Origin of the sequence: Saccharopolyspora galaxeae (assembly GCF_016526145.1) — a bacterium.
Lineage (GTDB): Bacteria > Actinomycetota > Actinomycetes > Mycobacteriales > Pseudonocardiaceae > Saccharopolyspora_C > Saccharopolyspora_C galaxeae.
In genome coordinates this window covers 20,834-47,583 of record NZ_JADDUE010000011.1, presented here as the reverse complement: position 1 = coordinate 47,583, position 26,750 = coordinate 20,834, and the positions used below count along the sequence as shown (strand labels likewise).

Genomic DNA, 26,750 nt, shown 5'->3' with positions numbered 1-26,750 from the left:
GTCTCGCGATCTGGAAGGTGTTGCGGCAACGCAGGCGATGGCGCCTAGCCTGGCCGCAGCGCGGAGCCGATCTTGGCGCGGCCCTGTCCCGCGCCGCCCGACCACCCCTTTGCCGAAGGACACCGATGCCGCTGACCACCCGATCTCCCGCAGCCCCGCTGCTGGCCGACAGCGTGCGACCGGCCGAGGACGGGGTGCACCTGCTGGATCGCCGGGTGTTCCCGTTCGAGCACCGGTGGGTGCACGCCCGCAACCTCGAGCAGGTCGCCTGCGCGATCGAGCAGATGGTCACCCAGTCCAGCGGCCCGTACTTCGCCGCGCTGTGGGGCATGGTGCTGGCCGCCCGCGACGCCGCCGAACACCGTCCGGGCGAGTTCTCCCAGCGCCTGTCCGCCGCCGCCGACCGGCTCATCGCCACCCGGCCCACCAACGACCACCAGCGGCTGGCGGTGGCGTGGGTGCTCGGCGAGATCGACGCGGCCCGCGCCAGGGGCGAAGACTCGCCTGCCGAGCTGGCCGCGGCCGCGCTCGCCGGGGCGCGGGCCGGTGACGCCGACTACCGCGACCGCAGCCGCGCGATGGGCGAGGCGGCCGCGGCGCTGCTGCCCGACGACGGGGCGGTGCTCACGCACTGCTGGGGCGATCTGTACTTGACCGAGACGGTCGCCGCGGCGCAGCGGGCGGGCAAGCAGCTGCGGTTCTTCTGCACCGAAACCCGCCCGTACCTGCAGGGCGCGCGGCTGACCGCCGAGACGCTGGCCGAGATGGGCGTGGCGGCCACGCTGGTCACCGACGGGATGGGCGCGGCGCTGTTCAGCCAGGGCGAGGTCGACGCGCTGGTGACCGCCAGCGACCGGATCACCCTGGACGGACACGTGATCAACAAGGTGGGTACGTTGCAGCTGGCGGTGGCCGCGCACGCCTTCGGGGTACCGTTCCACGCGCTGTGCCACGGCCCGGACCCCGCGGCGGCCACGGGCGCCGACGTGCCGATCGAGCACCGCGACGGCGACGAGGTGCTGCACACCCTCGGGCAGCGCACGGCGAGCCGGCGGGTGCGCGGGCACTACCCGGCGTTCGACGTGACGCCGCCGCGGTTCGTGTCCACCGTGGTCACCGACCGCGGCCCGTTCGCCCCCGGTGAGCTGGCCGCCTACGCCGCGCAGGATCGACAGGAGGTTGTGTGAGCTCGCCGGTACCGGCCCGCTGGGTCGTGCTCGACATCGAAGGCACGCTGACCGCGACCAGCCAGGTTCACGAGGTGCTCTACGACTACGCCCGGCCGCGGCTGGGACCGTGGATCGACGCGCACCCGCAGGACCCGCAGGTGTCCTCGGCGGTGGCTCAGGTGCGCGACGAGGCCGGGCTCGCCGCCGACGCGGGCACGTCGCAGGTCGTGGCGGTGTTGCACGAGTGGATGGACGCCGACCGCAAAGCCACCCCGTTGAAGACGCTGCAGGGTCTGATCTGGCAGCGCGGCTACGCCGACAAGGAACTGCGCACCGAACTGTTCGCGGACGTGCCGGGGGCGTTGCTGCACTACCGCGAGCAGGGCGCGGGCCTGGCGGTGTTCTCGTCGGGTTCGGTGGCCGCGCAGGTCGCGTCGTTCTCCAACACCGATCACGGGGATCTGCGGGAGTTGTTCACCCACCACTTCGACACCGTCAACGCGGGCCCGAAACGCGAAGCCGCCTCGTACCGGGCGATGAGCGACGTGCTCGGCGAGCCGAGGCAGGTGCTGTTCGCCTCCGACGTGCCCGCCGAACTGGACGCGGCCGCCGAAGCCGGATGGCGCACGGTGGGCCTGGCACGGCCCGGCGAGCCCTACGCGGCGGCCGATTTCGGCACGCATCCGGCGGTGGCGACGTTCGGCGACATCAGCATCGAGGTGCCCGCATGAGCCCGGCGACCGCTGCCTCGCAGGTGAGCACGGCCGAGCTGCACCGCGCCGGGCAGGCGCTGGCCGCCGAGTCGGCCAGGTTCGCCGCGCTGGGCTGGATGCGCGGCACCTCCGGGAACCTGTCGGTGCGGCTGCGCGACGACCCGCTGCGGCTGGCGGTGACCACCAGCGGCCGGGACAAGGGCGAACTCGGCGCCGAGGATGTGGTCGTGGTCGATCAGGCCGGTGCGGCCGTACCGGACCAGCCGCGCCCGGACGTGCGCCCCTCGGCCGAAGCCGGGCTGCACGCGCGCATCGCGGCGCGTTCCGGCGCGGGCGCGGTGGTGCACGTGCACGTGCTGGCGCCGGTGCTGGCGGCCGAGCGCTGGCCGGACGGGGTCGTGCTGCGGGACCTGGAGATGCTCAAAGGACTCGGCCGCGCCGCCCACGACGACGAAATGCGGGTGCCGGTGGTGCCCAACAGCCAGGACATGGGGGTATTGGGCGCGGCGTTCGAAGCCGGCTTCGACGCGGCGACCCCGGCGTTGATCGTGGCCCGCCACGGGCTGTACGTGTGGGGCGGCGACCTCGCCGAGGCGCGGCACCGCGCCGAATGCCTGGAATGGCTGGTCTCGTTCGCGCTGGCCGCGGATCGTTGAGCGGCGACGAACGCCGAGCAGACCGGACCGATCGAAGGGAGAGCCGCGATGACGTTGCTGACCGTCTGGAACGACACCGACCCGCAGCAGGAGACCTTGCGCACCGAGGACGCCGGTGAGATCGCCGATGTGCTCAAGCAGCTCGGCGTGCGGTTCAACCGCTGGCAGCTGCAGGACCTGCCGGAGCTGCCGTCCTCCGAACAGGTCCTGGACGCCTACCGCGCCGAGGTGGACCGGGTCATCGACGCGGAGGGCTACATCAAGGTCGACGCGATCTCGATGAAACCCGAAGACACCCAGGAATGGCGGGACAAGGCGCGCGCCGCGCGGGAGAAGTTCCTGTCCGAGCACACCCACGACGATGACGAGGACCGCTTCTTCGCCCGCGGAGCAGGGGTTTTCTACCTGCACGTGGACGGCAAGGTCTACGCGGTGCTGTGCGAGGCCGGCGATCTGCTCAGCGTGCCCGCGTACACCACGCACTGGTTCGACATGGGCACCAGCCCCGACTTCGTCTCGATCCGGTTCTTCCACGACGACGACGGCTGGATCGGCGAATTCCTCAACACCGACACCGCCGAGAAGTTCCCCAGCTTCGACAAGCTGATGGCCTCCCGCGGCTGACACCCCGGGTTCGCCGGTGGCCGCACCCGCGGGTGCGGCCACCTTTTCGCGGGTGTTCGCGTCGCCCGCTACGCCATCGGCAGCCGGTCGCTGCTGGCCGAACCGTCGCGCGCAGCTCGGGATACGGGCAGGGCGGGCTGTGATCGACCGCGCCACCCGGAGACGATCCGGGGCGTACGACGGGTCAGCGTGCTGATTCGTCGAGGGCGAGCAGGGATTCCGCGTCGAGTTCCCAGTCCTCGACGTCGGCGAGCCCGCCGTCGAGTGGGACGAAGCGGTCGTCGAGCGGTGCGCCGGCGCGCACCCGCTCCGGCCAGTTGCGGTTGGCCAGCCCCGACTGTCCGAGCGCGACGAGGTCGGCCGGGCCCTGCTCGAGCAGGACGCCCGCTTCGTCGGGGGTGTCGATGTGGCCGTTGGCGATGACGGTGGCGTCGGTGAACTGGCCGGCCAGCGCCGCCAGCGGCCGCGGATCGTCGGCGAACGCCGGTGCCGAGGCGATGTGCTCGGTGGTGTGGACGTAGTCGAGCCCGGCCCCGTCCAGCTCGGTGAAGATCGCCTCGGCCTCGTCGGCTCCGCCGGCCCACTTGTGCGCGGAGTCGCTGACCTTGCCCTGCGAGATGCGCACGCCGACGACGAAGTCCGCGCCCACGGCCTCGCGGACGGCCCGGCAGACCTCGGCGGTGAGCCGCACCCGGTTGCGCGGCGAGCCGCCGTACTCGTCGTCGCGGTCGTTGAGGTAGTCGGTGAGGAACGCGTCCAGGAGGTAGCCGTTGGCGCCGTGCAGCTCCACGCCGTCGAAGCCGGCCTCGCGGGCGCGCAGCGCCGAGTCGACGAAGGCCTGGCGGACCTCGCCGATGTCGGCGATGGTCATCGCGGACGGGACGGGGAAAGGCCCGGATCCGCGGTAGAACGGCAGCTGTTCGCCGCGCGCGGGCTTGTCGGTGGGGCCGAGCGGCCCCAGTCCGAATGCGTTGCCCTGGACCTGCGGTCCGGCATGCATGAGCTGGGCGATGATGGTCGACCCCTCGCCGCGCACGGCCTCGGTGACCGGGCGCCACGACTGCACGTGCGCGTCGGTGGCGATGCCGGGCTGGCCGAAGTAGCCGGCGCTGTGCGCGGTGTCGATGTAGAGCCCCTCGGTGATCAGCGCGGCGAACCCGCCGGCCGCGAAGATGCGGTAGTACTCCCGGATGCGGTCGGAGACCGTGCCGTCCGGTGCTGCGCTCACCCGCGTCATGGGGGCCAGCGCGGTGCGGTTGCGCAATTCGACGCTGCCGAGCTGGTAAGGCTCGAACAGCCGCGCACGGGTGCTGGTCGACATACCGCCTGCTGTCTCCTTCCCGGGAGGTTCGGGGCCGTCCTGCGGAGCAGGCGCGGACTGGGCATCGTTCGCTTCAGTTCGGCAAAACGCGCCAGCCGCGCCGAGTTGTACGATCGCTGTCGTACCAACCGCGCAACGACGGGACGGCTTGTACGAATTCCGTCGTACAATGTGGGCATGGTCACCACGCGGCACCAGCGCGGCGCTCGAAAGATGCTGCCCCGTCCGGATCTGGGCGAGGTTCGGGTGGATCAGGTGCTGCGCGCGCTCGGCGAACCGGTCCGGTTGGAGATCGTCCGCGCGCTGGCGCGCGCGGAGCAGCCGATGAGCTGCGGGGCTTTCGGGCTCACCGTGTCCAAGTCGACCTCGACGCACCACTTCAAAGTGCTGCGCGACAGCGGCATCATCGCCCAGTACGACGAGGGCACGGCGCGCTACAGCGAACTGCGCACCGCCGAGCTGCAACGACACTTCCCCGGCCTGCTGACTGCCGTGCTCGCGGCCGAGTAGCGCTGCCGGGCGCCGAGACGCCCCGGCAGGCTGCCGCGAACGCACGACCTCGGCTCAGCAACAGACGAGTTCACACGCGCGATGACCGGCATCAACGATCTCGCTGATCCGTTCTCGATCGGCAGCGCCGAGGGCCCACCGGATCGCGCCATGTTCGACGCCGCGAACGCGGCGAACCGGCCGACCGGCGCAGTCGTGCTCGCTGTCGGCCGGCACCGGGCGCCTGCGTCGCCGGTAACCTCGCCCGGGCAGGTCGCGGCGGGACCTGCTGCCGACAAGACCCTCGGTCAGGCGGCTTGGTTCTCGATGATGTCGGCGCCTGCGATGGGGCCGCCCGCGCCGCGCACGTGTTCGCGCATCTCGGCGAGGTTGTCGCGGACCTGCTCGTCGGCGGCGAGCTGCTCGACGGCCGCGCGCAGCCGGTCGGCGTCGAGCAGGTTCTCGTCCAGGCGCTTGCCGAGGCCGAGTTCGGCGACGCGGTCGGCGTTGGCCTCCTGCTCGGGCATTTGCGGCAGCCCGAGCTGCGGCACCCCGTAGTACAGCGCCTCCATCGTCGAGCCCATCCCGTTGTGCGTGATGAACGCCGAAGCGCGCCGCAGCACCCCGGGCTGCGGGAACGACGGGCGGATGTCGATGTTGCCGGGGATGGTGCCCAGCTCGGAGGCCTCGACGGTGCCGCCGATGGACATCGCCACCTGCCAGCGGCTGTCGGCGAACGCCTCCAGGCACAGCCGGTAGAAGTCCGGGCGGTGGTTGAACGCGGTGCCCAGCGAGACGAACAGCAGCGGGGCCTGCTCGTCGGCCGGGTGGTAGTCCTGCTCGGCGCGGCGGCCCAGGCAGGGGCCGATGAAGTGGTAGCGCTCGTCGAAGGTTTCGGCGGCCGGTTGCAGGCGGTTCGGCAGGAACACCAGGTTCACCGGCGCGGGCTCGCTGCGCATCGACATCAGCTCGGTGCGGACCCCGAAGCGCTCGCCCAGCGCGGCGAACTCCTGCTGGCTCTGCTGCATCCGCGGATCGGTGAAGTCGACGTGCTGGGCCATCCGGTCGTGCAAGTCGAAGTGCTCGTTGGCGGCGAAGCTGGGCAGCAGCGCCACGTCGCGGGTGCCGAGCTTGTCGGCGAGCATTCGCCCGACCACGCTCATCATGTCGGTGCAGATCACCTCCGGCGGGTCGGCGCGGAAATGCTCCTGAAGCACCGGGAACGCATCGGTGACCTGGTCGCGCATGAAGCTCATCATCGACAGCAGCGTCTCGATCGACATCGCGCGGTTCTGCACCAGCGAGACGTCCGGCAGCTGCGAAGGCATCCGCACCGGCGCGGCACCGGCGGCCTCGACGGTCTCCAGCATGGTCTCGCCGGTGGCGTAGCTGACCCGGTGCCCGCGCCGGGTGAGTTCGTCGACCAGCGGCAGCGTCGGGTTGATGTGCCCGTGGGCCGGGACCGAGACCATGGCGATGTGCTTTTTCACGACTCCCCTTCGCGCTGTCGATGCGGGACTGCCCTGCCATGATTCTGCCCGCCGCGCGGGGCGCGGTGTGTCCGCGATCCGGTTTTGCGGCGATGCTCACGATCGCGCTGCGGCACTCGACGCACGCGCGGAGCTGCCCTCTCGACGGGGTCCTGATCGCAGCGACGGCACCAGTTCGGGCACAAAGTCCCGAGTCACCGCCCGGCCGCGGCGGGAACGCCCGGTGGCGCAGGCGAGACGTTCGCCTGCGGATGCCCGAGGCAGGAAGGACTCCGACCATGCCGATGATCACCACCCGCGACGGAACCGGCATCTTCTACAAGGATTGGGGAGCCGGCCCGCCGGTCGTGTTCAGCCACGGCTGGCCGCTCAACGCCGACGCGTGGGACGAGCAGCTGAACCTGGTCGCCTCGCACGGATTCCGCGCCATCGCGCACGACCGGCGCGGGCACGGGCGTTCCGGGCAGCCGTGGCGCGGCCACGACATGGACACCTACGCCGACGATCTCTCCGCGCTGCTGGACTCGCTGGATCTGCGGGAAGCGGTGCTGGTCGGGCATTCCACCGGCGGCGGCGAGATCGCCCGCTACATCGGCAGGCACGGCGGTTCCCGGGTGGCCAAGGCGGTGCTGCTGGGTGCGGTGCCGCCGCTGATGCTGCGCACGCCGAACAACCCGGAGGGCACGCCGATGGAGGTCTTCGACGACATCCGCAAGAGCGTGCGCGGGGACCGTTCGCAGTTCCTCTGGGACTTCTCCGCGTCCTTCTACGGCGCCGACCGGGCGGGTTCGACGATCACCCACGGGGCGCGCAGCGCGTTCTGGCTGATGGGGATGCAGGTCGCGATCAACGCGGCGCTGGAGTGCGTGGCGGCGTTCTCCGAGACCGACTTCACCGACGATCTGCGCCGCTTCGAGATGCCCACGCTGGTCGCGCACGGCGACGACGACCAGATCGTGCCGATCCAGGCCGCGGCGAACAAGTCCGCCCAGTTGATCCCGCATGCGACGTTGCAGGTGTATTCCGGGGCGCCGCACGGGCTGGCGGGGTCGTACCGGGACGCGTTCGAGCGCGACCTGCTGAGCTTTTTGACCTCCCGCGTCGCGGAACCGGCCACCACCGGCTGAGCCCGTTGTGCCGTCGGTGAACGCCCACCGGTGCCGCGCGCGTGCCGTGGCAGGGTCGGTTCCATGCGAGTTCTGGTGCTGGGCGGCACGCGGTTCCTCGGCCGCCGGGTGACCGAGCGGCTGCACGCGCGGGGGGACGAGGTGCTGCTGGTGCACCGCGGCAGGCACGAACCGCACCCGTGGCTACCGGTGGCGCACTTGCGCACCGATCGCCGCGAGCTGGCCGCGCGCGCCGAGCGGGTGCGCGAGTTCGCCCCGCAGGCCGTGGTGGACACCAGCGCGCTGACCGGGTCCGATGTGGACGCGGTGCTGCCGGTGCTGCCGCGGGTTCCGGCGGTGGTGCTCTCCAGCCAGGACGTCTACGAAGCGTTCGCGGCGTTGCGGGCCGGTCGCCACCACAGCGACGGGCCGTTGACCGAGGACTCGCCGGTGCGCGCCGAGCGCTACCCGTACCGCGGTCTCGGGTACGACTCGGTGCCCGAGGACTACGAGAAGCTGGATGTGGAGCAGCGGTGGCTGGCCCGCGGCGCGGTGGTGCTGCGGTTGCCGTTGAGCTACGGCCCGCACGATTGGCAGCGCCGCGAGGACGTCGTGCTGCGGCGGCTGCGGGCCGGTCGCCGCAGCATTCCGGTGGGTCCGGGTGAGTTGCTGTGGACGCGAGGTCACGTCGAGGACCTGGCGACCGGTGTGCTCGCGGCGCTGGATCGGCGCGCCGCGGACGGGATGGTGCTCAACCTCGGCGAGACCGGCACGCCGCCGCTGCGGCAGTGGTTCGAGCAGATCGTGGCCGCGGCAGGCTCGGACGCCCGGCTGGTGCGCGTCGCCGACGAGGTGTTGCCGCCGGATGTGGCGCTGACCGCGCAGCAGCCGCAACACCTGCTCGTCTCGGTCGAACGCGCCCGCGCCGTGCTGGGCTGGAACCCGGGTGAACCGGCGACGCGGGTCGCCGAGTCGGTGCGCTGGCACCTGGCGCACCCGCCCGATACGACCTGGACCGACGCCGACACCGCTGCCGACGAGGCCGCGCTGGCGCACCGCTGATCCCGGTTCGGCCCGGAGACGCCAACTCATTGGAGACGCCCCGAGGCGCGGATCAAGATCGTCTCAAATCGAAATCCCCGATGGGCGCTTCGGGCGACGCCGGGCGGCCTGTCGGTCGAGGTGCTCGGCGTCGACGATCCTCGGCGATTTCCTGCAGCAGCTGCACGAGCTGTCCCTGCCCGGTGCCGCCGGAGCGCCACCGGTCGTGCCGGTTCCGCCCGCCTCGCGGGACTGGGGAGGTTCCCTGGGCGAGGAGCAGCGGATCAGCGTGCAGTGCAACGACAGCAGCAACCCCCGCGACCCTGGGCGTGGTCGGACTACGCGCGGCGGGCCGACGGGGTCGGGCGCGGCGCTCGCGGTCACAGCGCCTGCATCGACGGGGCGTTGAACGTCTACTCCAGCGACGGCGCACTGCCCGCCGAGGGCACGGTCTGCGAGCCGGACCGGGGCCCGTTCGACCCGATGCCCTAGGCGGATTGCCGTTCGCCGCCGGCGTTTTCGGCGTCGCTGGTCCGCTTCATCGACCGGGTCAACGCACTGGTCAACGCCTGGTACCCGACCGGGCTCAGCCGGGCGAGCGCGTCGCCGAGGTAGGCGTCGGCTCCGACCAGCACCCTGCCGCGGTCCTTGCGGACCGCGCGCACGACCTTGTCGGCGACCTGCTCCGGGGTGGTGCGCACCCACCGGTCGACGACGTCGCCGAGCGCGGCCGCGTCACCGTCCCCGGCGGCCTGGCCGGAGCGCACGAAGTCGGTGCGCACGAATCCGGGGTGGACCACGGTCGCACCGACGCGGTGCCCGGCCACGCGCATCTCCTGGCGGACCGATTCGGTCAGCGCGCGCACGTAAGCCTTGCCCGCGCAGTAGGCCGATTGGGCCGGTACTCCCAGCAGCCCGAACAGGCTGGAGATGTTGACCAGGTGCCCGTCGCCGGAGTCGACCAGTTCCGGCAGGAACGCCCGGGTGCCGTGCAGCACCCCGTTGACGTTGATGCCGTGGATCCAGTCCAGCTGCTGCCACGACAGGTCGACGAGGTCGCCGATCGCGGCCACCCCGGCATTGTTGATCATGACGTTGGCCGGGCCCAGGTCGGACCGCACCTGCCGCGCGTGCTCGGCGACCGCGTCGCGGTCGGTCACGTCCAGCGCGTAGCAGCGCGCGCCGTCCTCGCCGCACGCCTGCCGGGCGGTCTCCCTGGCGGCCGCGGGGTCCACATCGGACAGCGCGAGCACCGCGCCCGCCGCGGCGAACCGCTGCGCCAGCGCACGGCCGATGCCGCCGCCCGCCCCGGTGATCACGACTACTTTTCCGGTCAGCTGCCGCACGATTCTCGTCGCCTCCTGGTCAGTGGGAACGATCGGGGAGGTCAGGCCGGGGTGCTCGCCCGCTCGCGGCGGCGCAGCGCGACCGGTGCGCCGTCGGTCGGGAACGGCAGCGAGTTGTAGTTCAGCGGCATCTCGTAGGCGGGGTCGACGGTCCAGGTGAACCGGCGCAGCAGCTGCGTCATGATCGCCTTGACCTCCATGGTCCCGAAGTACATGCCGATGCACTTGTGCACGCCGCCGCCGAAGGGCTGCCAGGCGAAGCGGTGGTTGCGGTCCTCCCGCCGCGGTTCGGCGAACCGGTCCGGGTCGAACCGCGCCGGCTCGGTCCAGACCTGCGGATCGTGGTGGACCTGGTGGGAGGCGACCGCGACCGGAGTCCCCGCGGGCAGGTGGTGCCCGCAGACCTCGGTCTCGGCCACGGTCTGGCGCATCAGCGATGGGACCGGGGTCACCAGCCGCAGCGACTCCTTCATCACCAGATCCAGCGCTTCGAGCCCGTCGAGTTCCTCGCGGCTGGGATTGTCCGAGCTGAGCCCGTCGGCCTCGGCGCGGCAGCGCTGCTGCCACTCCGGGTGCCTGCCGAGGAAGCTGACCATGCTGGTCGCGGTGATCGTGGAGGTGTCGTGCGCGGCCATCAGCAGGAACACCATGTGGTCGACGACCTCGTCGTCGGTGAACCGCGCCCCGTCGTCGTCGGAGGCGGTGCACAGCTGGGAGAACAGGTCCTCGCCTGCCGAGTCCTCGGCGCGGCGCCGGGCGACCTGCGGGCGCAGCACCTGTTCCAGCAGCGCCCGCCCGCGCAGGCCGCGCCGCCACCGGGTGCCCGGCAACGGCAGGCGCACCAGCGACGTAGCGGCCTGCACGCAACCGATGAACGCCTGGTTGACCTCCTGCTTGCGCCGTCCGAAGTCCACTCCGCCCATGAAGATGTCGCTGGCGAGGTCGAGCGTGAGCGCTTTCAGCGCGGTGTAGACGGGGAAGTCCGCGCGCGGTGACCACTGCTCGACCCCGCCGGCGATGGCGCCGTGCAGTTCGGCGAGGTAGCTGCGCAGCCGGTCGTTGGTGAACGCCTGCTGCAGGATGCGCCGGTGCGCGAGGTGGTCGTCGAAGTCGCGCAGCATCAGCCCGCCGTCGAAGAACGGCCCGATCAGCCGGCGCCAACCGGGACCGTTGGCGAAGGCCTTGTCCCGGTTCTGCAGCGCGGTGCCGGTCGCCTCCGGCCCGAGCAGCAGCACCGTGCGGGTGCCGAACGCGCTGAACCAGGACACCGGGCCGTACTGCTCGTAGCGCTTGCGGTGGAACGCCAACGGGTCGCTGGTCGCCTGGAGCGCGTAGCCGAGCACGGGCGGTCCCGCATCACCGCGCACGGGTCGCAACCCGGCATCCGCGCGGTCCGCGGGCACCGTGTCGAGCACGCTGCTTCGTCGCTGCATGGCGAGCACCTCTCGTCGTCTTTGACAAGGTTGCTGACAACGTACGTTGTCAAAAATGGGTGCGGCAAGAGCGATCGTCCGGCCGGAGCAGTCCCGGCCCGCACGCCCGGTGGCGGGCGCGATGTTCGCTACCCGGAAGCCACCGGAATGCGCCTGCCGGGTCGCAGTTTCCGGCCGCGGCGGCCTTCGAATATGTCGCGGAGTGCGCCCGAAAAGGCACCACCGATGCGGCGAGCTCGCTGTTAGCATCGCACCATGGAACCCGCGGAAAACGTGTCGGAATCCTGGGAGGAAAACGCCGAAGATTGGATCGCGTGGACCCGCGCTCCGGACAACGACGTGTTCTACCGGCATTTCCAGCAGCCCGCGTTCGCGCGACTCGTGCCGCGGCCGGGCCGGCGCACCGTGGAAATCGGCTGCGGAGAGGGCCGGGTGGGCCGCTGGCTGGCCGGGCGGGGCCACTCGGTCGCAGGCATCGACAGCTCCCCCACCCTCGTGCAAAGCGCGCGCGCCGCCGGCGGCTACGACGAACTGATCTGCGGCGACGCCGCCCACTTGCCCTGGGAGGACGGGTCGTTCGACGCAGCGGTCGCATTCATGGTCCTGCACGACATGCCCGTCATGCCGCAAGCGATCCGCGAACTGGCGCGCGTACTCGAATGCGGTTCGCCGTTGTGCATCGCCATCGTGCATCCGATCAATCGGCCGCCCGAGCAGCTGGCCGACTACTTCACCGAACACCGGATCAGCGACGAGGTCGCCCAGAACGGTCTGCGGATGAACTTCGTCGGAATCAACCGGCCGTTCGAGGACTACGCGCGAGAACTGTGCGAGGCGGGTTTCGTCATCGAAGCGCTGCACGAACCGCGCCCGGATCCGGCCGCGATCGAAGCCGCCCCCGCCCTCGCCGCCGCGACGCGGAGCCCGTTCTTCCTGCACCTGCGCTGCCGCCTCTTCGGGCAACGATAGCGATCAGCGAAGATCCGTGTCGCTGACGCGAGGGATCACTCCGAAGATCCGTTTTTCCGACCGGTGACGAGCGCGAAGGTCAGCAGTTCGCCACGGTCGGTGTCGAGCATGGGTATCTCCGCGCGGGAGTGTTGCCTGACGAGCTCGTCGGGAGAATGTTCGGCACAGACCTCGCACCACAGCTTCCAGTCGAGCCAGCCATCGGATTGCGCGCGGCTTGCAGTGACCTCGACCAGTCCGGTCTGCTCCCACTCGAAGCGCCACCACTCGGGTGTGTGAAAGGCCAGGATCTCCCAGCCCACCCCGGATCGTAGATGCGCCGGGGCACCACCGAGTTCGCGCAATTCGCGGTGCAGTGACGGCACGGCGATCGACAGCTGACCGCCTGGCTTGAGGAACCGGCTGAGGTAGCCGAGGTAGAGATCATCGGTGCCGAAGTAGTGGTAGCTGTCCACGGACAGGACCGCATCGAACTGTTCCGGTTCGAACGGCAGGTCATGCGCTTCGGCACGCACGGCGTGGACCTGGTCGCCGACTCCTGCCTGATCGAATCGCGCGGCGTTGTCCTCGGCCGGGAACCACAGTTCCGATGCCCACACTTCGACGCCGTACTCGCGCGCCAGGAAGATCGAGGTCATGCCCGTTCCACAGCCGAGATCGAGGACCTTCATCCCGGGCCGGAAGGTGCAGTCCCGACTGAGGTCCTCGAGCAGCCACAGCGGGTTCGGACCCATGCAGTTGTCGACCATCCACTGCGGATCGTAGGTCGCCGCACGCGGGTATTTATCAGGTATGACGAGTGCATCCAGCGAAGTCATTGCATCTTGGTAGCAGCCCGCCGCACGACCCGACAACGGAATTTCCCGTGCAGGACCCGGCAACTTGTCGGCTGGGCGAGATGAGGTGTGCGGCTGTTTACCGTCCGCAGCGAATGGCAAGCTGCGCGGCTCTCACCGAACTGTTCTTCCTTTGTCGGCCGGGCAGTTTCTCACGACTTTGCCCCAGCCCCGACGAGGAATCCTTTCTTCCTGCACCCGCGCAGCCGGTTGGCGGTCGATGCTCGCCAACCGTGCAGCCGAGCGCCGTTTCGATCCGCGCCGGTGCACCGCCACCTCCGGCTCGCCGCCCCGGGCGGTCACGCCGCTGCGGCCGCTCTCGGGGAGACTCTGCCCATGAGCACCCAGCGGGTCTGGAAAGGTGAAAGCGTTGCGCAGCGGCGCGCCGATCGGCGCAGCCGCCTGCTGACCGCGGGCACCAGACTGCTCGGCTCCGGCGGCGGTTCGGCCGTGACCGTGCGCGCGGTGTGCCGGGAAGCGGGCCTGACCGAGCGCTACTTCTACGAGGCGTTCACCGACCGCGACGAACTCGTCGTCACCGTCTACGACCGGGTCGCCGCGCAAACCCGCGAAGTCGTCGCCCGAGCCGTCGCCGACGAACCCGGCGACCTCGAAAGCCGCGCCCGCGCCACGGTCCAGGCACTGGTGGACTTCCTGGCCGAGGACCCGCACCGCGCCCGGATCCTGGTGGCCGAAGCCCTCGTCGACCCGGTACTGACCCGCGAAGGCATCCGGGTCGCACCCGAACTGTTCGGCCTGCTCGTCGACGAAGTCCTGCCCGCGCGGACCGCGGACGCGCGCGGGCGCACGCTGCTGGCCACCTCGCTGGCCGGTGGCATCGGCGCGACGATCCTGGCCTGGTGCGCAGGCGAACTCGACATCGGCCGCGACCACATGGTCGAACACGCCGTGACGTTGATCAGCACGATGGTCCGCGGCTCCACGACCGGTGAACATCCCTGATCAAACCCGGCAGCGGGCCGATTCGCCGGGTGTGCCTAGCACCCGCACGAGCGGGCGGCCTGCGACGTGCTGGATGCTCATCGCATGGATCAGCGCATCAGTCTCGTGACGCTCGGCGTGTCCGACCTCGCTCGAGCCCGCTCATTCTACGAGTCGCTCGGCTGGGGCGGGCCGCAGCAACCGAGCGATGAGATCTGCTTTTTTCAGACCGGTGGGATGGTCTTCGCGCTATGGACGGCGCTCGGCGGGCACGGCGCGCCCGGGATCGAACTCGCGCACAACGTCCGCTCGCCCGGGGAAGTCAGCGCCGTACTGGCCGAGGCCGAACGAGCAGGTGCCACCATCGTGCGCCCGGCCGCTCGTGCGGAGTGGGGCGGTACCTCCGGAGCCTTCGCCGACCCCGACGGCTACGTGTGGGAGGTCGCGCACAACCCGCACTGGACGCTCGCCGAAGACGGCAATGTCCACATCTAGCCATCCGGGCCGCGCCGTTTCGTGGATCGAATACCGGGCGAAGCGCGGCGGCGGGCCTCGGGCCAACCGCCATCAGCCCTTCACGCACACCACCTGCTTGAGGTGCGCGACGACCTCGACCAGGTCGGACTGGGCGCGCATCACCGCGTCGAGGTCCTTGTAGGCCGCCGGGATCTCGTCGACGACCCCGGAGTCCTTGCGGCACTCGACCCCGGCGGTCTGCGCGGCCAGGTCCGCCTCGGTGAACGCCTTGCGGGCCTTGTTCCGCGACATTCGCCGCCCGGCGCCGTGCGAGGCCGAGGTGAACGACTCCTGGTTGCCGAGCCCGCGCACGATGAACGAGCCGGTGCCCATGCTGCCCGGGATGATCCCCAGCTCGCCGCTGCCCGCGCGGATCGCGCCCTTGCGGGTCACCAGCACATCCACCCCGCCGTAGGACTCCTCGGCGACGTAGTTGTGGTGGCACGAGATCGGCTCGTCGAACCCGGTGCCCGGCACCACCGACGACAACGCCCGCCGCACCAGCCCGAGCATCACCGCCCGGTTGCGCCGGGCGTACTCCTGGGCCCAGAACAGGTCGCGGCGGTAGGCCGCCATCTGCGGCGTGCCGGAGACGAACACCGCCAGGTCGCGATCGGGCAGATCAGCGTTGTGCGGCAACGACTTCGCCACCTCGATGTGCCGCTCGGCGAGCTCCTTGCCGATGTTGCGCGAACCGGAGTGCAGCATCAGCCACACCCGGCCCGCGTCCGCACCGCCCTGCTCCAGGCACACCTCGATGAAGTGGTTCCCGCCGCCGAGGCTGCCCAGCTGCCGCAGCGCCCGATCGCGCCTGTCCCGCACCCCCTCGTGCAGCTCGTCGAACCGCCGCCAGAACCGTTCGAAACCGGGCTCACCGGCCACCGAGGTGTCCACCGGATCGCCGTGCATCGCGAAACCCACCGGCACCGCCTGCTCGATCCGCCGCCGCAACCGGCCCAGATCGTCCGGCAGGTCCGCCGCCGACAGCGACGTGCGCACCGCGCTCATCCCGCAGCCGATGTCCACGCCCACCGCCGAAGGCGAAACCGCATCCCGCATCGCGATCACGCTGCCGACCGTCGCGCCCTTGCCCAGGTGCACGTCCGGCATCACCGCCAGCCCGTGCACCCACGGCAGGTCCGCGATGTTGCGCAGCTGCGCCATCGCCGCGTCCTCGACCTCGCGCGGGTCCGCCCACATCCGGATGGGCACACCGGCGCCCTCGACGAGCCGATGCACGGGGACCACCTCCTCACCACACGGCGCAGGCCCCCAACCGTGCACCGCGCGACGGCGAAACGCCCGCACCGGCAAACCAGCCTGCACGCACGGGCGTTCATCGACGAGTCCGGCACGTCAGCACACCGGACGGGACGGGCCGTCATCACCGGTGGCGCGGCGCACCCGCCCGCGACCCTCGGCGCTCCCCCGAGCGCGGCCCGACCCAACGATCATGACCGGCGCCCGGCCACCCGGGCAACGGGATTTCCGCGGCTACGGCGATCGCCGGAACCGGGTGGTCAACGTGTGCGCCTTCGCAGGACCCGAGACCCGCCAGCACTGCCACCACCGATCCGGACCCTCGACGCCGAACTCGCCGCGGTAGAGGTCGTCCCGGCAAGGATGGCTCGCCTGCCAACGACCCGTGCGCAGATCCAGGTCGTGGAAGAAATCGCCGTAGTCGAACCACACCTGCGCCTGCCCCGGCCCGATCACCTGGTAGTGCAGCGTGCGCTGCGCAGGCCCGCGATGCGCACCCAGTTCGAGCACCCCGTCCTCGCGGTAGACCAGCAGATCGCCGGGCTCCGCGGTGAACTCCGCCCGGCCGCTGAACTCCCCCAGCCGCCCACCGGCATCATCGGTGATCTCCCGGTGCAGCTCCCACCGGCCACCGAAGTAGGCGGCCACATCGGTGACCGCGAACCCCGGCTCGGTCACGCCGCACCGCCCGGGGCGCCCGTGGAACCGCCGACCACGGCATCCGAGGACTGCTGCTCGGACTCCTTCGGCGGCAGCAACGCCGACACGTCCGAACCGGTGTCGTTGATCTTCACCACGAACGGCCGCGTCTCGGTGTAGCGCACGACGCTCAACGAGCACGGATCCACCACGATCCGCTGGAAACCGTCCAGGTGCAGCCCCAACGCATCGGCCAGCACCGCCTTGATCACGTCCCCGTGCGAGCACGCCACCCACACCGCGTTCGGCCCGTGCTCGGCCGAGACCCGCGCGTCGTGCTCGCGCACCGCGGCCACCGCGCGGGCCTGCACCTGCGCGAGCCCCTCACCGCCCGGGAACACCGCCGCCGACGGGTGCTGCTGCACCACCGACCACAACTTCTCCTGGGTCAGCTCGGAAACCTTCCGGCTCGTCCAATCCCCGTAGTCCACTTCGGACAAGCCAGGTTCGGCGACCGGCGTCAACCCGCGCTCGCCCGCCAGCGCCCGCACGGTGTCCTGGCAGCGCTGCAACGGCGAAGCCACGATCGACGAGATCGGCACCTCGGCCAACCGCTTCGACAGCCCCGCGACCTGCGCGCTGCCCGCATCGTCCAAACCGACCCCGGGACTGCGCCCGGCCAGGATCCCGGAACCGTTCGCCGCCGACCGCGCGTGCCTGAGCAGGATGAGAGTCGCCACGAACGCGAGGGTAAGCCCCGCCGCACCGACCCCGGCACGACGGCCCCGCCGCAGCAGAACGGCCCGGCGCCGAAAAGGCACCGGGCCGTTCTGCAGGAGACCGCGATCAGGGCTGCATCACGCCGAACCCCAGCAGCGCGAACACCGCCAGCCCCAGCACGATCCGGTACCACACGAACAAGTACACGCTGTGCCGCTCCACGAACCGCAGCAGCCACGCGATGCAGGCATAACCGATCACACCCGCCACCAGCGTCGCCACGATCATCTGCGCACCCGTCGGCTGCAACCCCGGACCGCCGCTTTCGAACACCTCCGGGATCTCCGAGAGCCCCGCCGCGAACACCGCCGGAATCGCCAGCAGGAACGAGAACCGCACCGCGGTCGGCCGGGTCAACCCCAGCGCCAGCCCCGCAGTGATCGTCCCACCGGAACGCGACACCCCCGGCACCAGCGCCAACGACTGCGCCAAGCCCATCAGCGCACCATCCCGCAACGTCAACCGGTCCTGCGCGCGCTGCTGGCGCCCGAGCCACTCGGCCAGCCCCAGCAAAATCCCGAACAGCACCAGCGTCGCCCCGGTCACCCACAGGCTCCGCAACGCGCCCCGGATGTAGTCCTGGAACAGCACCCCGAGCACCCCGATCGGAAGGCTGCCCACGATCACGTACCAAGCCAGCCGGTAATCCTGCGTCCGGCGCACCTCGGCATCGACCAGACCGCGGAACCACGTCGCGATCAACCGCACGATGTCGGTGAAGAAATAGATCACCACGGCCAGCTCGGTACCGATCTGGGTCACCGCGGTGAACGACGCACCAGCGTCATCCCCGAAGAACAACTGCGACACGATCCGCAGATGCCCGGACGACGAAATCGGCAGGAACTCCGTGAGCCCCTGCACAACGGCCAACACCATGGCCTGCAACCACGACAACGAAATCCACTCCAGCACGTCGAGAGGTGATCCGGTGCAGCGGCGGCACCGGCGCCTGGCTCCCCCTGTGACCGGAGATCTTGCAGCATCGCCAACCCCCGAACGGTGGCCCCCCGCGCAGTCGCCCCGCGTTCACCACGACGCCGCCGAATCGTGATCAACATCCGCCGCGGAACCGCTCACACCTCCGGATCGGACCGCCGATGCGGACCCCTCGGCGGCTCCGGCACGTTGAGCCCATAACGCACACCGAGCATCCGGATCGCGAAGCACACCGCCGCAGCCCCCAACGCCACACCGATCCCATAAACACCGGTGCGCACCGCCAGCACCGTCAACCCCGCCGCCACCATCGCCGGAATCGCATACAACTCACTGCGCAGCACACTCGGAATCCGGCGGATCAGCACATCCCGGATCGTGCCGCCCCCGACCGCCGTGATCACCCCAAGCAGCACCGCCTGCACACCACCGAACCCCAGCTGCAGCGCCTTGCTCGCCCCCAGCACCGCGAACACGCTCAACCCCACCGCATCCAGCACCGTGATCAACGGCAACAACCGGTGCAACGGCTTGCTCAACCCGAACGCCAACAACCCGCCGCACGCCGCCACCAGCAGGTACCGGCCATCGACGAACGTGGCGGGCGGCAACGAATCCAGGAACACGTCGCGCACCGTCCCGCCACCCATCCCGGTGATCATCCCCAACGTGACCACCCCGACGATGTCCAGCCGCGTCGCCCGCACCGCCGTCAACGCCCCATTCACCGCGAACGCGAACGTGCCGGTCAGGTCCAACGCGAGCAACAGCGGCGATTCGGCGACCATGCCCCATGCATACACAACGACCACCGGGCCGCACGGAGCCGGGACGCACCCGCGTCACCAGCATGATCACCACCGGCCGCGGCGCCGAAGGGAAACGACGCGCACCGCCACCCTGGCCCGCCCCCACCGACCGGTGACATGCTGGACGTTTCCCCATTCCACCAGGGGTGGCCGGTCCGGCAGCCGGAGACATCAGGAATCCTGGAGCGGTCACCGCCCGACAGCGGGCGCACCCACAAGGAGGTCCTCGTTGCGCCGACTGGTCGCCGTCTGCATCGCCGCCACCGCCGCGCTCACCGGCTGCGGCTCGGTCGGCACCGGCGACCCGCTGCAAGTCACCGACAAACTCGTCGCGGCAGGCCCCGCCGACTCACCCCCGCCGACGACCACACCGGCAGGCACCGTGCTGCCCGCACCCGCCAGCACCCACACCACCTTCGTGCCCGGCACGCTGGCCACCGTCCACGAGCGCACCGTGAAACTGCGCGACGTGCGCGAACCCGACCGGCCGCCCCGCACCGTCGAACTGCCCGCGCCGCCCGCCTCCCTGCAACCCACGCCCGACGGCAAACTGCTCGCCGCCGTGCCCGACGCGGACCTCGTCGCACGCATCGACCCGGCCACCGCCACCGCCGAACGGCTGCACTACCCCGGCGGCCCCATCGACGCCACCACCGCCCCCGGCGGCGGACTCGCCGTAGCCCTGCGCAACAGCGTCCTGCTACCCGGCGGAGCCCGCGCCGACGGCTTCCAGTCCCCCGCCCAACTGGTCACCACCGGCGGCCAACTGCACGTGCTCGACACCCTCAGCACCTCGCTGACCCCGCTCGACCCCGCCACCGGCGAAAAACAACCCGCCCTGCGCGCCGGAACCGGCGCCACCCGCGCCGTCGCCGACCGCTACGGACGAGTGCTCTCGCTGGACACCCGCGGCCAAGAGCTGCTGGCCTTCTCCACCAGCCCGCTGATCCTCAAACAGCGCTACCCCGTTCCCGGCACCCCCTACGGCCTGGCCTACGACCCGCACCGCGACCTGGCCTGGGTCACCCTGACCGCCACCAACGAACTCGTCGGCTACGACATCGCAGGCGGCGAACCGCAAGAGAAGCTGCGCCTGCCCACCGTCGACCAACCCGACTCGGTAGCCGTCGACCCCACCAGCGGAAACGTCTTCGTCGCCTCGGCGACCGGAGCAGGAATACAGGTGGTGAAGCCATGATCGAAAGCACCGACCCGGAAAGCGATCCCCGCCGCGCCCGGGCGCGGCAAGTGGCCACCGAAGGCGAATGGCACCGCGAAGGCGACTGGGAATACCGCCCGCTGCGCCTGCCGCCCGGGATCACCCGCCCGAGCGCGACCACCCAGCTGAGCATCCACGCCGAATTCGCCGGATGGGAACTGTCCCGCGTGCTGCTCTACTCCGACGGCACCCGCAAGGTCTGGCTGCGCCGCCGCACCACCACCCCCGGCGTGCCAGGCCTGCTGACCTGACCCGGCACGCCGCCGAAACGCCCGCGCCCGCTCACGGCACCCGGTGCGTCCAGCCCGGAGTGGCGAACTTCGACTCGATCAACCGCTGCGCCGCCGCCTCCTCGTCCTCGGTCACCGCACCGCCGGACAACCCGAACCGGCGCCGGAACCCGCCGGACAACCGCTCGATCACCGTCTCCCGCGCCAGCCCCGTCTGCCTGCGCAGCGGATCCACTCGCCGCACCGCACTGGTGATCCCCTTGTCCGAAAACTTCTCCTGCCCCGTGCGCAGCACCTCGCCCAACTTCGCCGCATCGACGTCGTAGGACATCGTCACGTGGTGCAGCACCGCACCGGCAACCCGCTTCTGCGCCGCACCACCGATCTTCCCGCCATCCGAGGCGATGTCGTTCAACGGCTCGTACCACACGTTCAAGCCCAACTCGCCCAGCACACCCAGCACCCAGTCGTCCAAGAAGGCGTAGGAATCCGCGAACGACATCCCCGCCACCAACGACTCCGGCACGTACAGCGAATACGTCACGGTGTTGCCCGGCTCCACGAACATCGCCCCACCGCCGGTGATCCGCCGCACCACCTGCACCCCGTGCCGATCCGCCCCGGCCAGATCCACCTCGTTGCGCACCGACTGGAAACTCCCGATGATCACCGCCGGATCCGACCACTCCCAGAACCGCAGCGTCGGCGACCGCCTGCCCGCAGCGACCTCCCCGGCCAACACCTCGTCCAACGCCATGTGCTGCAACGGCGTACGCGGACCGTCCCGCACCAGCCACCACTCGTGATCGAGCCAATCGCTCGCCCGAGTCACCGCCCGGCGCACCGCGACACCCACCGCCTCCGGCCCGAAACCGACCATCCGAGCCTCCGCGGGCAAACCGGCGCGCACCGCCACCGCCAGCTGCTCGGCATCGGCCTCCGCGGGCATCCCGGTCAGCGCAGCGTTGATCTCCTCCAACGCCTCATCCGGCTCCAGGAAGAAATCCCCGCTGATCCGGACCTTCACCAACCGTCCGGCCGCAACGTCCACATCGGCCACGACCAGCTTCCCGCCGGGGACCTTGTACTCACCGTGCACCGCGCACTCCCTTCCACACCCGTGCGAACACCGGCCGCCACGACCTATTCCCACCAGCAGGGGCATCGCCGCCACACCCCGCACCGGGCAGGATGATCCCCGGACACCCGACACCGGGAGACCCCGTGACCCCCAACAGCCAGCTGCTCACCGGAGCGCAGCTCGCCGACGGCACCGGCAGCGCCCTGCGCCGAGCCGACGTCCTGATCAGCGACGGCACCATCGCCGCCGTCGAACCACCCGGCACACTGTCGCACCGCCTCGGGCGCGACCTCCCCGGACGCGACCTCACCGGCCTCGTGCTCGCCCCCGGATTCATCGACGCGCACTCGCACGCCGACAACGCCCCGCTGCTCGACGAACCCGACACCACCAAGATCCGGCAAGGCGTCACCACCGAAGTCGTCGGCAACTGCGGCTTCAGCCTCGCCCCGCGCAGCACCGAACACGCCGACACCCTGCCCGCTTTCCTGGAACGGCTGTTCCCGCCGATCAGCTACACCTGGACGAACTTCCACGAGCTGTTCGCCCGCACCGACGCCGCAGGACACGTCACCAACCACTGCCCGCTGGTCGGCCACGGCACGCTGCGCATCGCCGCGATGGGCATGGCCGGGCGAACCGCCGACGACACCGCGCTCGCCGCGATGCGCGCCGCCCTCGACGAAGGCATGGCGGCAGGCGCCTTCGGCCTCTCCAGCGGGCTGATCTACCCGCCCGCGCTGTTCGCCGGCACCGCCGAACTGCGCTCGCTGGCCGAAGTCCTCGGCGGCGACGGCATCTACGCCACGCACCTGCGCGACGAAGGCGACCACCTGCTCGAATCCATCGACGAGGCACTGCGCATCGGCCAGGTCGCCGGCCGCACGCACGTCTCGCACCTGAAAGCCGCAGGCGTTGCCAACTGGGGCAAGATCGGCGACGCGTTGACCCGCATCGCCCGGGCGCGACACCTCGGAACGCCCGCTGCGCAGGACGTCTACCCCTACACCGCCTCCTCGACCATGCTGACCTCGGTGCTGCCCGCCGACTTCCTCGGCGCGGGCGCCGAAACCCTGATCGCGCGGCTGGGCAGCCCCGCGGGCCGCGCCGAGCTGCGCGCCGAGCTCGGCGGCCGGGACGACTGGGACGACATCCGCATCGCCACCACCGCGAGCCACCGGCACGAAGGCAGCACGCTGCACGAGATCGCCGAGTGCACCGGCAGCGAACCGGTCGACGCGCTCGCCGACGTCCTCGTGCAAGAACGCCTGCGGGTGGCGATGGTGCACTTCTCGATGCGCGAAGCCGACCTGGAACTGGCGCTGGCCGACGACCACACGATGATCGGCTCCGACGGGTTGCCTCCCGGAACCGGCGGCAAGCCGCACCCGCGGCTGTACGGGACGTTCCCGCGAGTGCTCGGCCGCTACACCCGCGAACGCGGCCTGCTGCACCTGCCCGACGCGGTCCGCCGGATGACTGCACTGCCCGCCCGTACCTTCCGCATCCCCGGACGCGGCGTGATCGCCCCCGGAAACGCGGCCGACCTGGTCGCGTTCGACCCGGCCGGAGTGCGCGACGTGGGCGACTACGAATCCCCGGCCCGGCGCCCGGAAGGCGTGCGATGGGTCTGCCTCGCCGGACGGACCGTCGTCGAAGACGGCAACTACCTCGGCGGCAAGCACGGTCGGCGGCTCACCCCTGCTCCTTGAGTTCTTGGGTGCCGTACGAGCTTGTGCGGGGCTGAACGGTTGATTTCGGTCAACACTGAACACTTAGAGGTAGTTGACTGATGACCTGGGCGGACGCGCTCGTTCCGGGTGACTGGATGTATCAACCGGGTGGCGCGAGTGCGATCTAAGCCACTCCCCAGCATCATCGGCCGTACCCTCCCGACACCCGATACGACAAAGGAGATGACTTTGGAACGCGCAGACCACGATCCGGACGAGGGCCAGTCCGCGACGGTCAGCACCCTGTCCCCCGATGCGGAGATCCCCGCGCAGCACCGCTACCCGCGCAGCATCGCGCCCGGGTTCGACGGATTCGACATGGACGACGAAAGCCACCTGATTCGCGGCTACGACTGACCCGTCGCCCGCAACCGCAAGAACTCCGGACGCGGTAGCTCCGGAAACGCCGTTTCGATGCAGCACATCCCAGCTCGTCGCCCGCGACAGCACGGGGTCGCCGCGGAACTCGGCCCATCGGCCGAACTGCCGTCCGCGTGCCCGGAAGCCCAGCCGGACCTGATCGGTCCCGCAGCGGCCGTCGCGGGCATCGGTGCCCCCACCGCGCGCCCTCGACGCAGTCGGTGAACGCCGCGGCTTCCCCTATCGGGCCGCACGCCCTTCCGCCAGGCAAGCTCCACTCGCATCCGAGCGAGATCTGTGCAGCGAGTGTCGGAACCGCGATGGGTTCGAGAAATTTCGCTCGTCGCTGAAACGGCGAATATTTTTAAAACGGCAGTTCGGCACCGGTTCGGTGACACTCAGTGCCGCAGAAGGTGCGTTCAGGCGTGCGGAGATTCGCCCGGAAGATCGCGCAGTGCGGTTTCGAGCTGCTTGAACACGGTCGCCGCGGGCGCCCCGGTGCGCACCACGCCGACGACCACGTCCTCCTGCTCGCCCGCACCACCGGCCCACGACTCGGACAGGCCCCGGCGCACCACGCGCAGCGCCGCGCGCAGGCGGTGCATGGCGTCGATCTCGGCACCGCTGCGCAGCCAGTCCCGCAGCACGTGGTTGTGCGCGGCCACGACCGCCGCGGCCGCCACCGCCGCCTGCAGGCCGCCCTCGTCCTGCTCCCGGTAGCGCTCGCGCAGGTAGCGGGCGAACACCCGCTGGTAGCCGTCGATGCTGGCGATCTCCTTGTCCCGCAGCGAGGAAACCTGCCTGGTCAGGGCGAACCGCTGCAGCGAGACCGCGGGCTCGGCCAGGTACGCCGACAGCACGGTTTCGGCGACCCGGCACACCACCAGCAGCGGATCCTCGGCCGGATCGGCTTCCTCCAGCCGTTCGACCACGTCGGCCAGCCGTTCCTCGTGATCGCCGAACACGGCGTCCTCCTTGGACCGGAAGTACCGGAAGAAGGTGCGCCTGCCGACTCCGGCGGCCTCGGCGATCTGATCCACCGTCGTCGCCTCGAAACCCTGCGCGGCGAACAGGTCCAGCGCCGCCAACGACACGGTCCCGCGGACCCTGCGGCGACCCTGCGCGGTGCGGCCTTCGCGCGGCCTCGGCTGCTCGGGCATGGCCGAAATATACCCGGCCGATTGCCGGTGGCACTCCGTGCCGTTAGGATTCTCCGCGACGTGCGCAGCCGGGTCCGTCCGCGGCCGCACCTACCTGGCGATCACGACGAGAAACGGGAGGCACGCGGTGAACCCGGACTTCGACACCTACCGGCTGGCCGACGAGCACGACGCGCTGCGGGAAGCCGTCCGCGCGCTGGCCGAGAAGGAAATCGCACCGCACGCCGCCGAGGTCGACGAGCAGGAGCGCTACCCGCGAGAAGCGCTCGATGCGCTGGTGAAGTCCGGCTTCGCCGCGGTGCACGTGCCCGAGCAGTACGGCGGCGAAGGGGCCGACTCGGTCGCCACCTGCATCGTGATCGAAGAGGTCGCGCGGGTGTGCGCCTCGTCCTCGCTGATCCCGGCGGTGAACAAGCTCGGCACCATGCCGATCCTGCTGTCCGGCTCGGAGGACCTCAAGAGCAAGGTGCTCGGTTCGATCGCCTCCGGCGAGACCACCGCCTCCTACGCGCTGTCCGAACGCGAAGCCGGCTCCGACGCGGGCTCGATGAAGACCCGCGCGCACCGCGACGGCGACGACTGGGTGCTCAACGGCACCAAGTGCTGGATCACCAACGGCGGCGAGTCGAGCTGGTACACCGTCATGGCCGTCACCGACCCGGACCAGGGCGCCAACGGCATCAGCGCGTTCGTGGTGCACAAGGACGACCCGGGATTCGTGGTCGGGCCGAAGGAGAAGAAGCTCGGGATCAAGGGCTCGCCCACGGTGGAGCTGTACTTCGAGGACTGCACCATCCCCGGCGACCGGATCATCGGCGAGCCCGGCACCGGGTTCAAGACCGCGCTCGCCACGCTGGACCACACCCGCCCGACGATCGGCGCGCAGGCCGTGGGCATCGCGCAGGGCGCGCTGGACTCCGCGATCGACTACGTCAAGGAGCGCAAGCAGTTCGGCAAGGCCATCTCGGACTTCCAGGGCGTGCAGTTCATGCTCGCCGACATGGCCATGAAGATCGAGGCCGCCAGGCACATGGTCTACGTGTCCGCGGCGCGCGCCGAGCGCGGTGAGGGCAAGCTCGGGTTCATCTCGGCGGCCGCCAAGTGCTACGCCTCCGACGTGGCCATGGAGGTCACCACCGACGCGGTGCAGCTGTTCGGCGGCGCCGGCTACACCAGGGACTTCCCGGTCGAGCGGATGATGCGCGACGCCAAGATCACCCAGATCTACGAGGGCACCAACCAGATCCAGCGCATGGTGATGGCCCGCGCGCTGCTCAAGGGCTAAAAGCCCGCACGCAGCTCCGGCCCGTTGGCCCCCGGTCGCGCGCACCGGGGGCCAACGGCGTTCCGGCCGGGATGCCCCGCACCGGCCGCGCCCGCACACTGGCCGCACCTCCCCCGACGCCGCAACAGCCGCCGCGAACACCGGGAGAGCGACATGCGCCACCTGCGGGACCTGCTCACCTTCATCGCCCGCCTCGCGATCGGCATCGTGCTGATCGCGCACGGTGCGCAGAAGGTCTTCGGGATCGGCATGCCCACCGTCGTGGACGCGTTCCGGCAGATCGGCATCCCGCTGCCCTCGGTGGCCGCCTGGTTCACCGCGATGGTCGAGCTAGTCGGCGGGTTGCTGCTGATCCTCGGGTTGCTGCTGCCGCTGGTGGGCATCTGCATCGCGATCGTGATGGCCGGAGCGATCTTCTTCGTGCACGCTCCCTACGGGCTGTTCTCCCCGCAGGGGTACGAACTCGTGCTGGTCATCGGGGTTTCCGCGCTGATGCTCGGCTTCAACGGCGGGCGCTGGGCGATCGACCACGGCCTGTTCTCGCAGTACCGCAAGCGCAAGGTCCGCGTGGCCGAGCAGCCGACCACGTCGGAATGACCGCCGA

At 70.7% G+C, this 26,750-nt stretch carries 29 protein-coding genes; 17 read left to right on the top strand and 12 right to left on the bottom strand.

Going from position 1 to position 26,750, the window contains the following annotated elements:
- The first annotated feature begins 125 nt into the window (after positions 1–125).
- From INP57_RS23215 to INP57_RS23200, 4 genes are read left to right on the top strand one after another with little or no spacing between them, the layout of a single operon-like run.
- Complete coding sequence (locus INP57_RS23215; RefSeq protein ID WP_200072445.1) at positions 126–1,187, top strand: s-methyl-5-thioribose-1-phosphate isomerase; 1,062 nt, start codon at positions 126–128, stop codon at positions 1,185–1,187.
- On the top strand, positions 1,184–1,900 hold the full coding sequence (gene mtnC, locus INP57_RS23210) for an acireductone synthase (RefSeq protein ID WP_200072444.1): 717 nt from the start codon (positions 1,184–1,186) through the stop codon (positions 1,898–1,900). Before INP57_RS23215 ends, mtnC begins: the two co-directional genes overlap by 4 nt.
- Positions 1,897–2,538 carry a methylthioribulose 1-phosphate dehydratase gene (gene mtnB, locus INP57_RS23205; protein WP_233628139.1) on the top strand — a complete coding sequence of 214 codons (642 nt, stop codon included), beginning with the start codon at positions 1,897–1,899 and terminating at the stop codon, positions 2,536–2,538. Before mtnC ends, mtnB begins: the two co-directional genes overlap by 4 nt.
- 48 nt (positions 2,539–2,586) lie before the next feature.
- Positions 2,587–3,162: a 1,2-dihydroxy-3-keto-5-methylthiopentene dioxygenase gene (locus INP57_RS23200; protein WP_200072443.1), complete on the top strand. Its 576-nt coding sequence runs from the start codon at positions 2,587–2,589 to the stop codon at positions 3,160–3,162.
- 184 nt (positions 3,163–3,346) lie between these two features.
- Here the strand turns inward: INP57_RS23200 and INP57_RS23195 are convergent, their stop codons facing one another.
- Positions 3,347–4,483 carry an oxidoreductase gene (locus tag INP57_RS23195; protein WP_200072442.1) on the bottom strand — a complete coding sequence of 379 codons (1,137 nt, stop codon included), beginning with the start codon at positions 4,481–4,483 and terminating at the stop codon, positions 3,347–3,349.
- Between the two features lie 177 nt (positions 4,484–4,660).
- Here INP57_RS23195 and INP57_RS23190 point away from each other — a divergent pair, with 177 nt between their 5' ends.
- Positions 4,661–4,993 carry an ArsR/SmtB family transcription factor gene (locus tag INP57_RS23190; RefSeq protein ID WP_233628138.1) on the top strand — a complete coding sequence of 111 codons (333 nt, stop codon included), beginning with the start codon at positions 4,661–4,663 and terminating at the stop codon, positions 4,991–4,993.
- A 287-nt stretch (positions 4,994–5,280) separates the two neighbouring features.
- Here the strand turns inward: INP57_RS23190 and INP57_RS23185 are convergent, their stop codons facing one another.
- Entirely contained in the window at positions 5,281–6,462 is a 1,182-nt protein-coding gene (locus INP57_RS23185) for a macrolide family glycosyltransferase (RefSeq protein WP_200072441.1), read from the bottom strand.
- A 278-nt stretch (positions 6,463–6,740) separates the two neighbouring features.
- Here INP57_RS23185 and INP57_RS23180 point away from each other — a divergent pair, with 278 nt between their 5' ends.
- From INP57_RS23180 to INP57_RS23170, 3 genes are all read left to right on the top strand, one after another.
- A complete protein-coding gene (locus tag INP57_RS23180; protein ID WP_200072440.1) occupies positions 6,741–7,589 on the top strand; it encodes an alpha/beta fold hydrolase in 849 nt (282 codons plus the stop codon).
- A 63-nt stretch (positions 7,590–7,652) separates the two neighbouring features.
- Positions 7,653–8,630 carry an NAD-dependent epimerase/dehydratase family protein gene (locus INP57_RS23175; RefSeq protein WP_200072439.1) on the top strand — a complete coding sequence of 326 codons (978 nt, stop codon included), beginning with the start codon at positions 7,653–7,655 and terminating at the stop codon, positions 8,628–8,630.
- 273 nt (positions 8,631–8,903) lie between these two features.
- The gene (locus INP57_RS23170) at positions 8,904–9,101 is read left to right on the top strand and encodes a hypothetical protein (protein WP_200072438.1); all 198 of its coding nucleotides are present in this window, start codon (positions 8,904–8,906) and stop codon (positions 9,099–9,101) included.
- Here INP57_RS23170 and INP57_RS23165 read toward each other — a convergent pair.
- Positions 9,098–9,955 carry an SDR family NAD(P)-dependent oxidoreductase gene (locus INP57_RS23165; protein WP_200072437.1) on the bottom strand — a complete coding sequence of 286 codons (858 nt, stop codon included), beginning with the start codon at positions 9,953–9,955 and terminating at the stop codon, positions 9,098–9,100. The two genes, INP57_RS23170 and INP57_RS23165, sit on opposite strands and share 4 nt — an antisense overlap.
- A 41-nt stretch (positions 9,956–9,996) precedes the next feature.
- Positions 9,997–11,388: a cytochrome P450 gene (locus INP57_RS23160; RefSeq protein ID WP_200072436.1), complete on the bottom strand. Its 1,392-nt coding sequence runs from the start codon at positions 11,386–11,388 to the stop codon at positions 9,997–9,999.
- Positions 11,389–11,643: 255 nt separating this feature from the next.
- On the opposite strand from INP57_RS23160, the gene INP57_RS23155 reads away from it, so the two are divergent.
- Positions 11,644–12,357, top strand: a complete 714-nt coding sequence (locus INP57_RS23155) for a class I SAM-dependent DNA methyltransferase (RefSeq protein WP_200072435.1) — start codon at positions 11,644–11,646, stop codon at positions 12,355–12,357.
- Positions 12,358–12,392: 35 nt separating this feature from the next.
- Here the strand turns inward: INP57_RS23155 and INP57_RS23150 are convergent, their stop codons facing one another.
- Positions 12,393–13,175 carry a class I SAM-dependent methyltransferase gene (locus INP57_RS23150; protein WP_200072434.1) on the bottom strand — a complete coding sequence of 261 codons (783 nt, stop codon included), beginning with the start codon at positions 13,173–13,175 and terminating at the stop codon, positions 12,393–12,395.
- 354 nt (positions 13,176–13,529) lie between these two features.
- On the opposite strand from INP57_RS23150, the gene INP57_RS23145 reads away from it, so the two are divergent.
- Together INP57_RS23145 and INP57_RS23140 are read left to right on the top strand one after the other, a co-directional pair.
- Positions 13,530–14,156 (top strand): TetR/AcrR family transcriptional regulator, encoded by a 627-nt coding sequence (locus tag INP57_RS23145; protein ID WP_200072433.1) that lies wholly within the window; start codon positions 13,530–13,532, stop codon positions 14,154–14,156.
- Between the two features lie 84 nt (positions 14,157–14,240).
- Positions 14,241–14,630, top strand: a complete 390-nt coding sequence (locus INP57_RS23140) for a VOC family protein (protein ID WP_200072432.1) — start codon at positions 14,241–14,243, stop codon at positions 14,628–14,630.
- 72 nt (positions 14,631–14,702) lie between these two features.
- On the opposite strand, the gene INP57_RS23135 is transcribed toward INP57_RS23140, so the two are convergent.
- From INP57_RS23135 to INP57_RS23115, 5 genes are all read right to left on the bottom strand, one after another.
- A complete protein-coding gene (locus INP57_RS23135) occupies positions 14,703–15,851 on the bottom strand; it encodes an RtcB family protein (RefSeq protein ID WP_200072604.1) in 1,149 nt (382 codons plus the stop codon).
- A gap of 294 nt (positions 15,852–16,145) precedes the next feature.
- Entirely contained in the window at positions 16,146–16,589 is a 444-nt protein-coding gene (locus INP57_RS23130) for a DUF6314 family protein (RefSeq protein WP_200072431.1), read from the bottom strand.
- The gene (locus INP57_RS23125; protein WP_200072430.1) at positions 16,586–17,290 is read right to left on the bottom strand and encodes a histidine phosphatase family protein; all 705 of its coding nucleotides are present in this window, start codon (positions 17,288–17,290) and stop codon (positions 16,586–16,588) included. Before INP57_RS23125 ends, INP57_RS23130 begins: the two co-directional genes overlap by 4 nt.
- 106 nt (positions 17,291–17,396) lie before the next feature.
- The gene (locus tag INP57_RS23120; RefSeq protein ID WP_307850234.1) at positions 17,397–18,245 is read right to left on the bottom strand and encodes an undecaprenyl-diphosphate phosphatase; all 849 of its coding nucleotides are present in this window, start codon (positions 18,243–18,245) and stop codon (positions 17,397–17,399) included.
- A 161-nt stretch (positions 18,246–18,406) separates the two neighbouring features.
- On the bottom strand, positions 18,407–19,057 hold the full coding sequence (locus INP57_RS23115; RefSeq protein WP_200072429.1) for a trimeric intracellular cation channel family protein: 651 nt from the start codon (positions 19,055–19,057) through the stop codon (positions 18,407–18,409).
- A 250-nt stretch (positions 19,058–19,307) separates the two neighbouring features.
- On the opposite strand from INP57_RS23115, the gene INP57_RS23110 reads away from it, so the two are divergent.
- On the top strand, positions 19,308–20,276 hold the full coding sequence (locus INP57_RS23110) for a YncE family protein (protein ID WP_200072428.1): 969 nt from the start codon (positions 19,308–19,310) through the stop codon (positions 20,274–20,276).
- Between the two features lie 50 nt (positions 20,277–20,326).
- A complete protein-coding gene (locus INP57_RS30130) occupies positions 20,327–20,548 on the top strand; it encodes a DUF5703 family protein (RefSeq protein WP_200072602.1) in 222 nt (73 codons plus the stop codon).
- A 31-nt stretch (positions 20,549–20,579) separates the two neighbouring features.
- On the opposite strand, the gene lplAB is transcribed toward INP57_RS30130, so the two are convergent.
- The gene (gene lplAB, locus INP57_RS23100) at positions 20,580–21,626 is read right to left on the bottom strand and encodes a lipoate-protein ligase LplAB (protein WP_200072427.1); all 1,047 of its coding nucleotides are present in this window, start codon (positions 21,624–21,626) and stop codon (positions 20,580–20,582) included.
- 125 nt (positions 21,627–21,751) lie between these two features.
- On the opposite strand from lplAB, the gene INP57_RS23095 reads away from it, so the two are divergent.
- A complete protein-coding gene (locus INP57_RS23095) occupies positions 21,752–23,320 on the top strand; it encodes an N-acyl-D-amino-acid deacylase family protein (RefSeq protein ID WP_307850233.1) in 1,569 nt (522 codons plus the stop codon).
- A 210-nt stretch (positions 23,321–23,530) separates the two neighbouring features.
- On the top strand, positions 23,531–23,698 hold the full coding sequence (locus INP57_RS23090; RefSeq protein ID WP_200072425.1) for a hypothetical protein: 168 nt from the start codon (positions 23,531–23,533) through the stop codon (positions 23,696–23,698).
- A gap of 422 nt (positions 23,699–24,120) precedes the next feature.
- On the opposite strand, the gene INP57_RS23085 is transcribed toward INP57_RS23090, so the two are convergent.
- Positions 24,121–24,861 carry a TetR family transcriptional regulator gene (locus INP57_RS23085; protein ID WP_200072424.1) on the bottom strand — a complete coding sequence of 247 codons (741 nt, stop codon included), beginning with the start codon at positions 24,859–24,861 and terminating at the stop codon, positions 24,121–24,123.
- Positions 24,862–24,988: 127 nt separating this feature from the next.
- Here INP57_RS23085 and INP57_RS23080 point away from each other — a divergent pair, with 127 nt between their 5' ends.
- Together INP57_RS23080 and INP57_RS23075 are read left to right on the top strand one after the other, a co-directional pair.
- The gene (locus tag INP57_RS23080) at positions 24,989–26,146 is read left to right on the top strand and encodes an acyl-CoA dehydrogenase (RefSeq protein ID WP_200072423.1); all 1,158 of its coding nucleotides are present in this window, start codon (positions 24,989–24,991) and stop codon (positions 26,144–26,146) included.
- A gap of 153 nt (positions 26,147–26,299) precedes the next feature.
- Positions 26,300–26,743 (top strand): DoxX family protein, encoded by a 444-nt coding sequence (locus INP57_RS23075; RefSeq protein ID WP_200072422.1) that lies wholly within the window; start codon positions 26,300–26,302, stop codon positions 26,741–26,743.
- Positions 26,744–26,750 lie beyond the last annotated feature (7 nt).

Bases quoted from the DNA above. Each gene is read 5' to 3' on its own strand.
- INP57_RS23085 (WP_200072424.1), bottom strand. From the start codon at position 24,861: ATGCCCGAGCAGCCGAGGCCGCGCGAAGGCCGCACCGCGCAGGGTCGC.
- INP57_RS23215 (WP_200072445.1), top strand. From the start codon at position 126: ATGCCGCTGACCACCCGATCTCCCGCAGCCCCGCTGCTGGCCGACAGC.
- INP57_RS23145 (WP_200072433.1), top strand. From the start codon at position 13,530: ATGAGCACCCAGCGGGTCTGGAAAGGTGAAAGCGTTGCGCAGCGGCGC.
- INP57_RS23115 (WP_200072429.1), bottom strand. From the start codon at position 19,057: ATGGTCGCCGAATCGCCGCTGTTGCTCGCGTTGGACCTGACCGGCACG.
- INP57_RS23140 (WP_200072432.1), top strand. From the start codon at position 14,241: ATGGATCAGCGCATCAGTCTCGTGACGCTCGGCGTGTCCGACCTCGCT.
- INP57_RS23155 (WP_200072435.1), top strand. From the start codon at position 11,644: ATGGAACCCGCGGAAAACGTGTCGGAATCCTGGGAGGAAAACGCCGAA.
- INP57_RS23175 (WP_200072439.1), top strand. From the start codon at position 7,653: ATGCGAGTTCTGGTGCTGGGCGGCACGCGGTTCCTCGGCCGCCGGGTG.
- INP57_RS23150 (WP_200072434.1), bottom strand. From the start codon at position 13,175: ATGACTTCGCTGGATGCACTCGTCATACCTGATAAATACCCGCGTGCG.
- INP57_RS23075 (WP_200072422.1), top strand. From the start codon at position 26,300: ATGCGCCACCTGCGGGACCTGCTCACCTTCATCGCCCGCCTCGCGATC.
- INP57_RS23190 (WP_233628138.1), top strand. From the start codon at position 4,661: ATGGTCACCACGCGGCACCAGCGCGGCGCTCGAAAGATGCTGCCCCGT.
- INP57_RS23180 (WP_200072440.1), top strand. From the start codon at position 6,741: ATGCCGATGATCACCACCCGCGACGGAACCGGCATCTTCTACAAGGAT.
- INP57_RS23200 (WP_200072443.1), top strand. From the start codon at position 2,587: ATGACGTTGCTGACCGTCTGGAACGACACCGACCCGCAGCAGGAGACC.
- INP57_RS23195 (WP_200072442.1), bottom strand. From the start codon at position 4,483: ATGTCGACCAGCACCCGTGCGCGGCTGTTCGAGCCTTACCAGCTCGGC.
- INP57_RS23160 (WP_200072436.1), bottom strand. From the start codon at position 11,388: ATGCAGCGACGAAGCAGCGTGCTCGACACGGTGCCCGCGGACCGCGCG.
- INP57_RS23135 (WP_200072604.1), bottom strand. From the start codon at position 15,851: ATGTGGGCGGACCCGCGCGAGGTCGAGGACGCGGCGATGGCGCAGCTG.
- mtnB (WP_233628139.1), top strand. From the start codon at position 1,897: ATGAGCCCGGCGACCGCTGCCTCGCAGGTGAGCACGGCCGAGCTGCAC.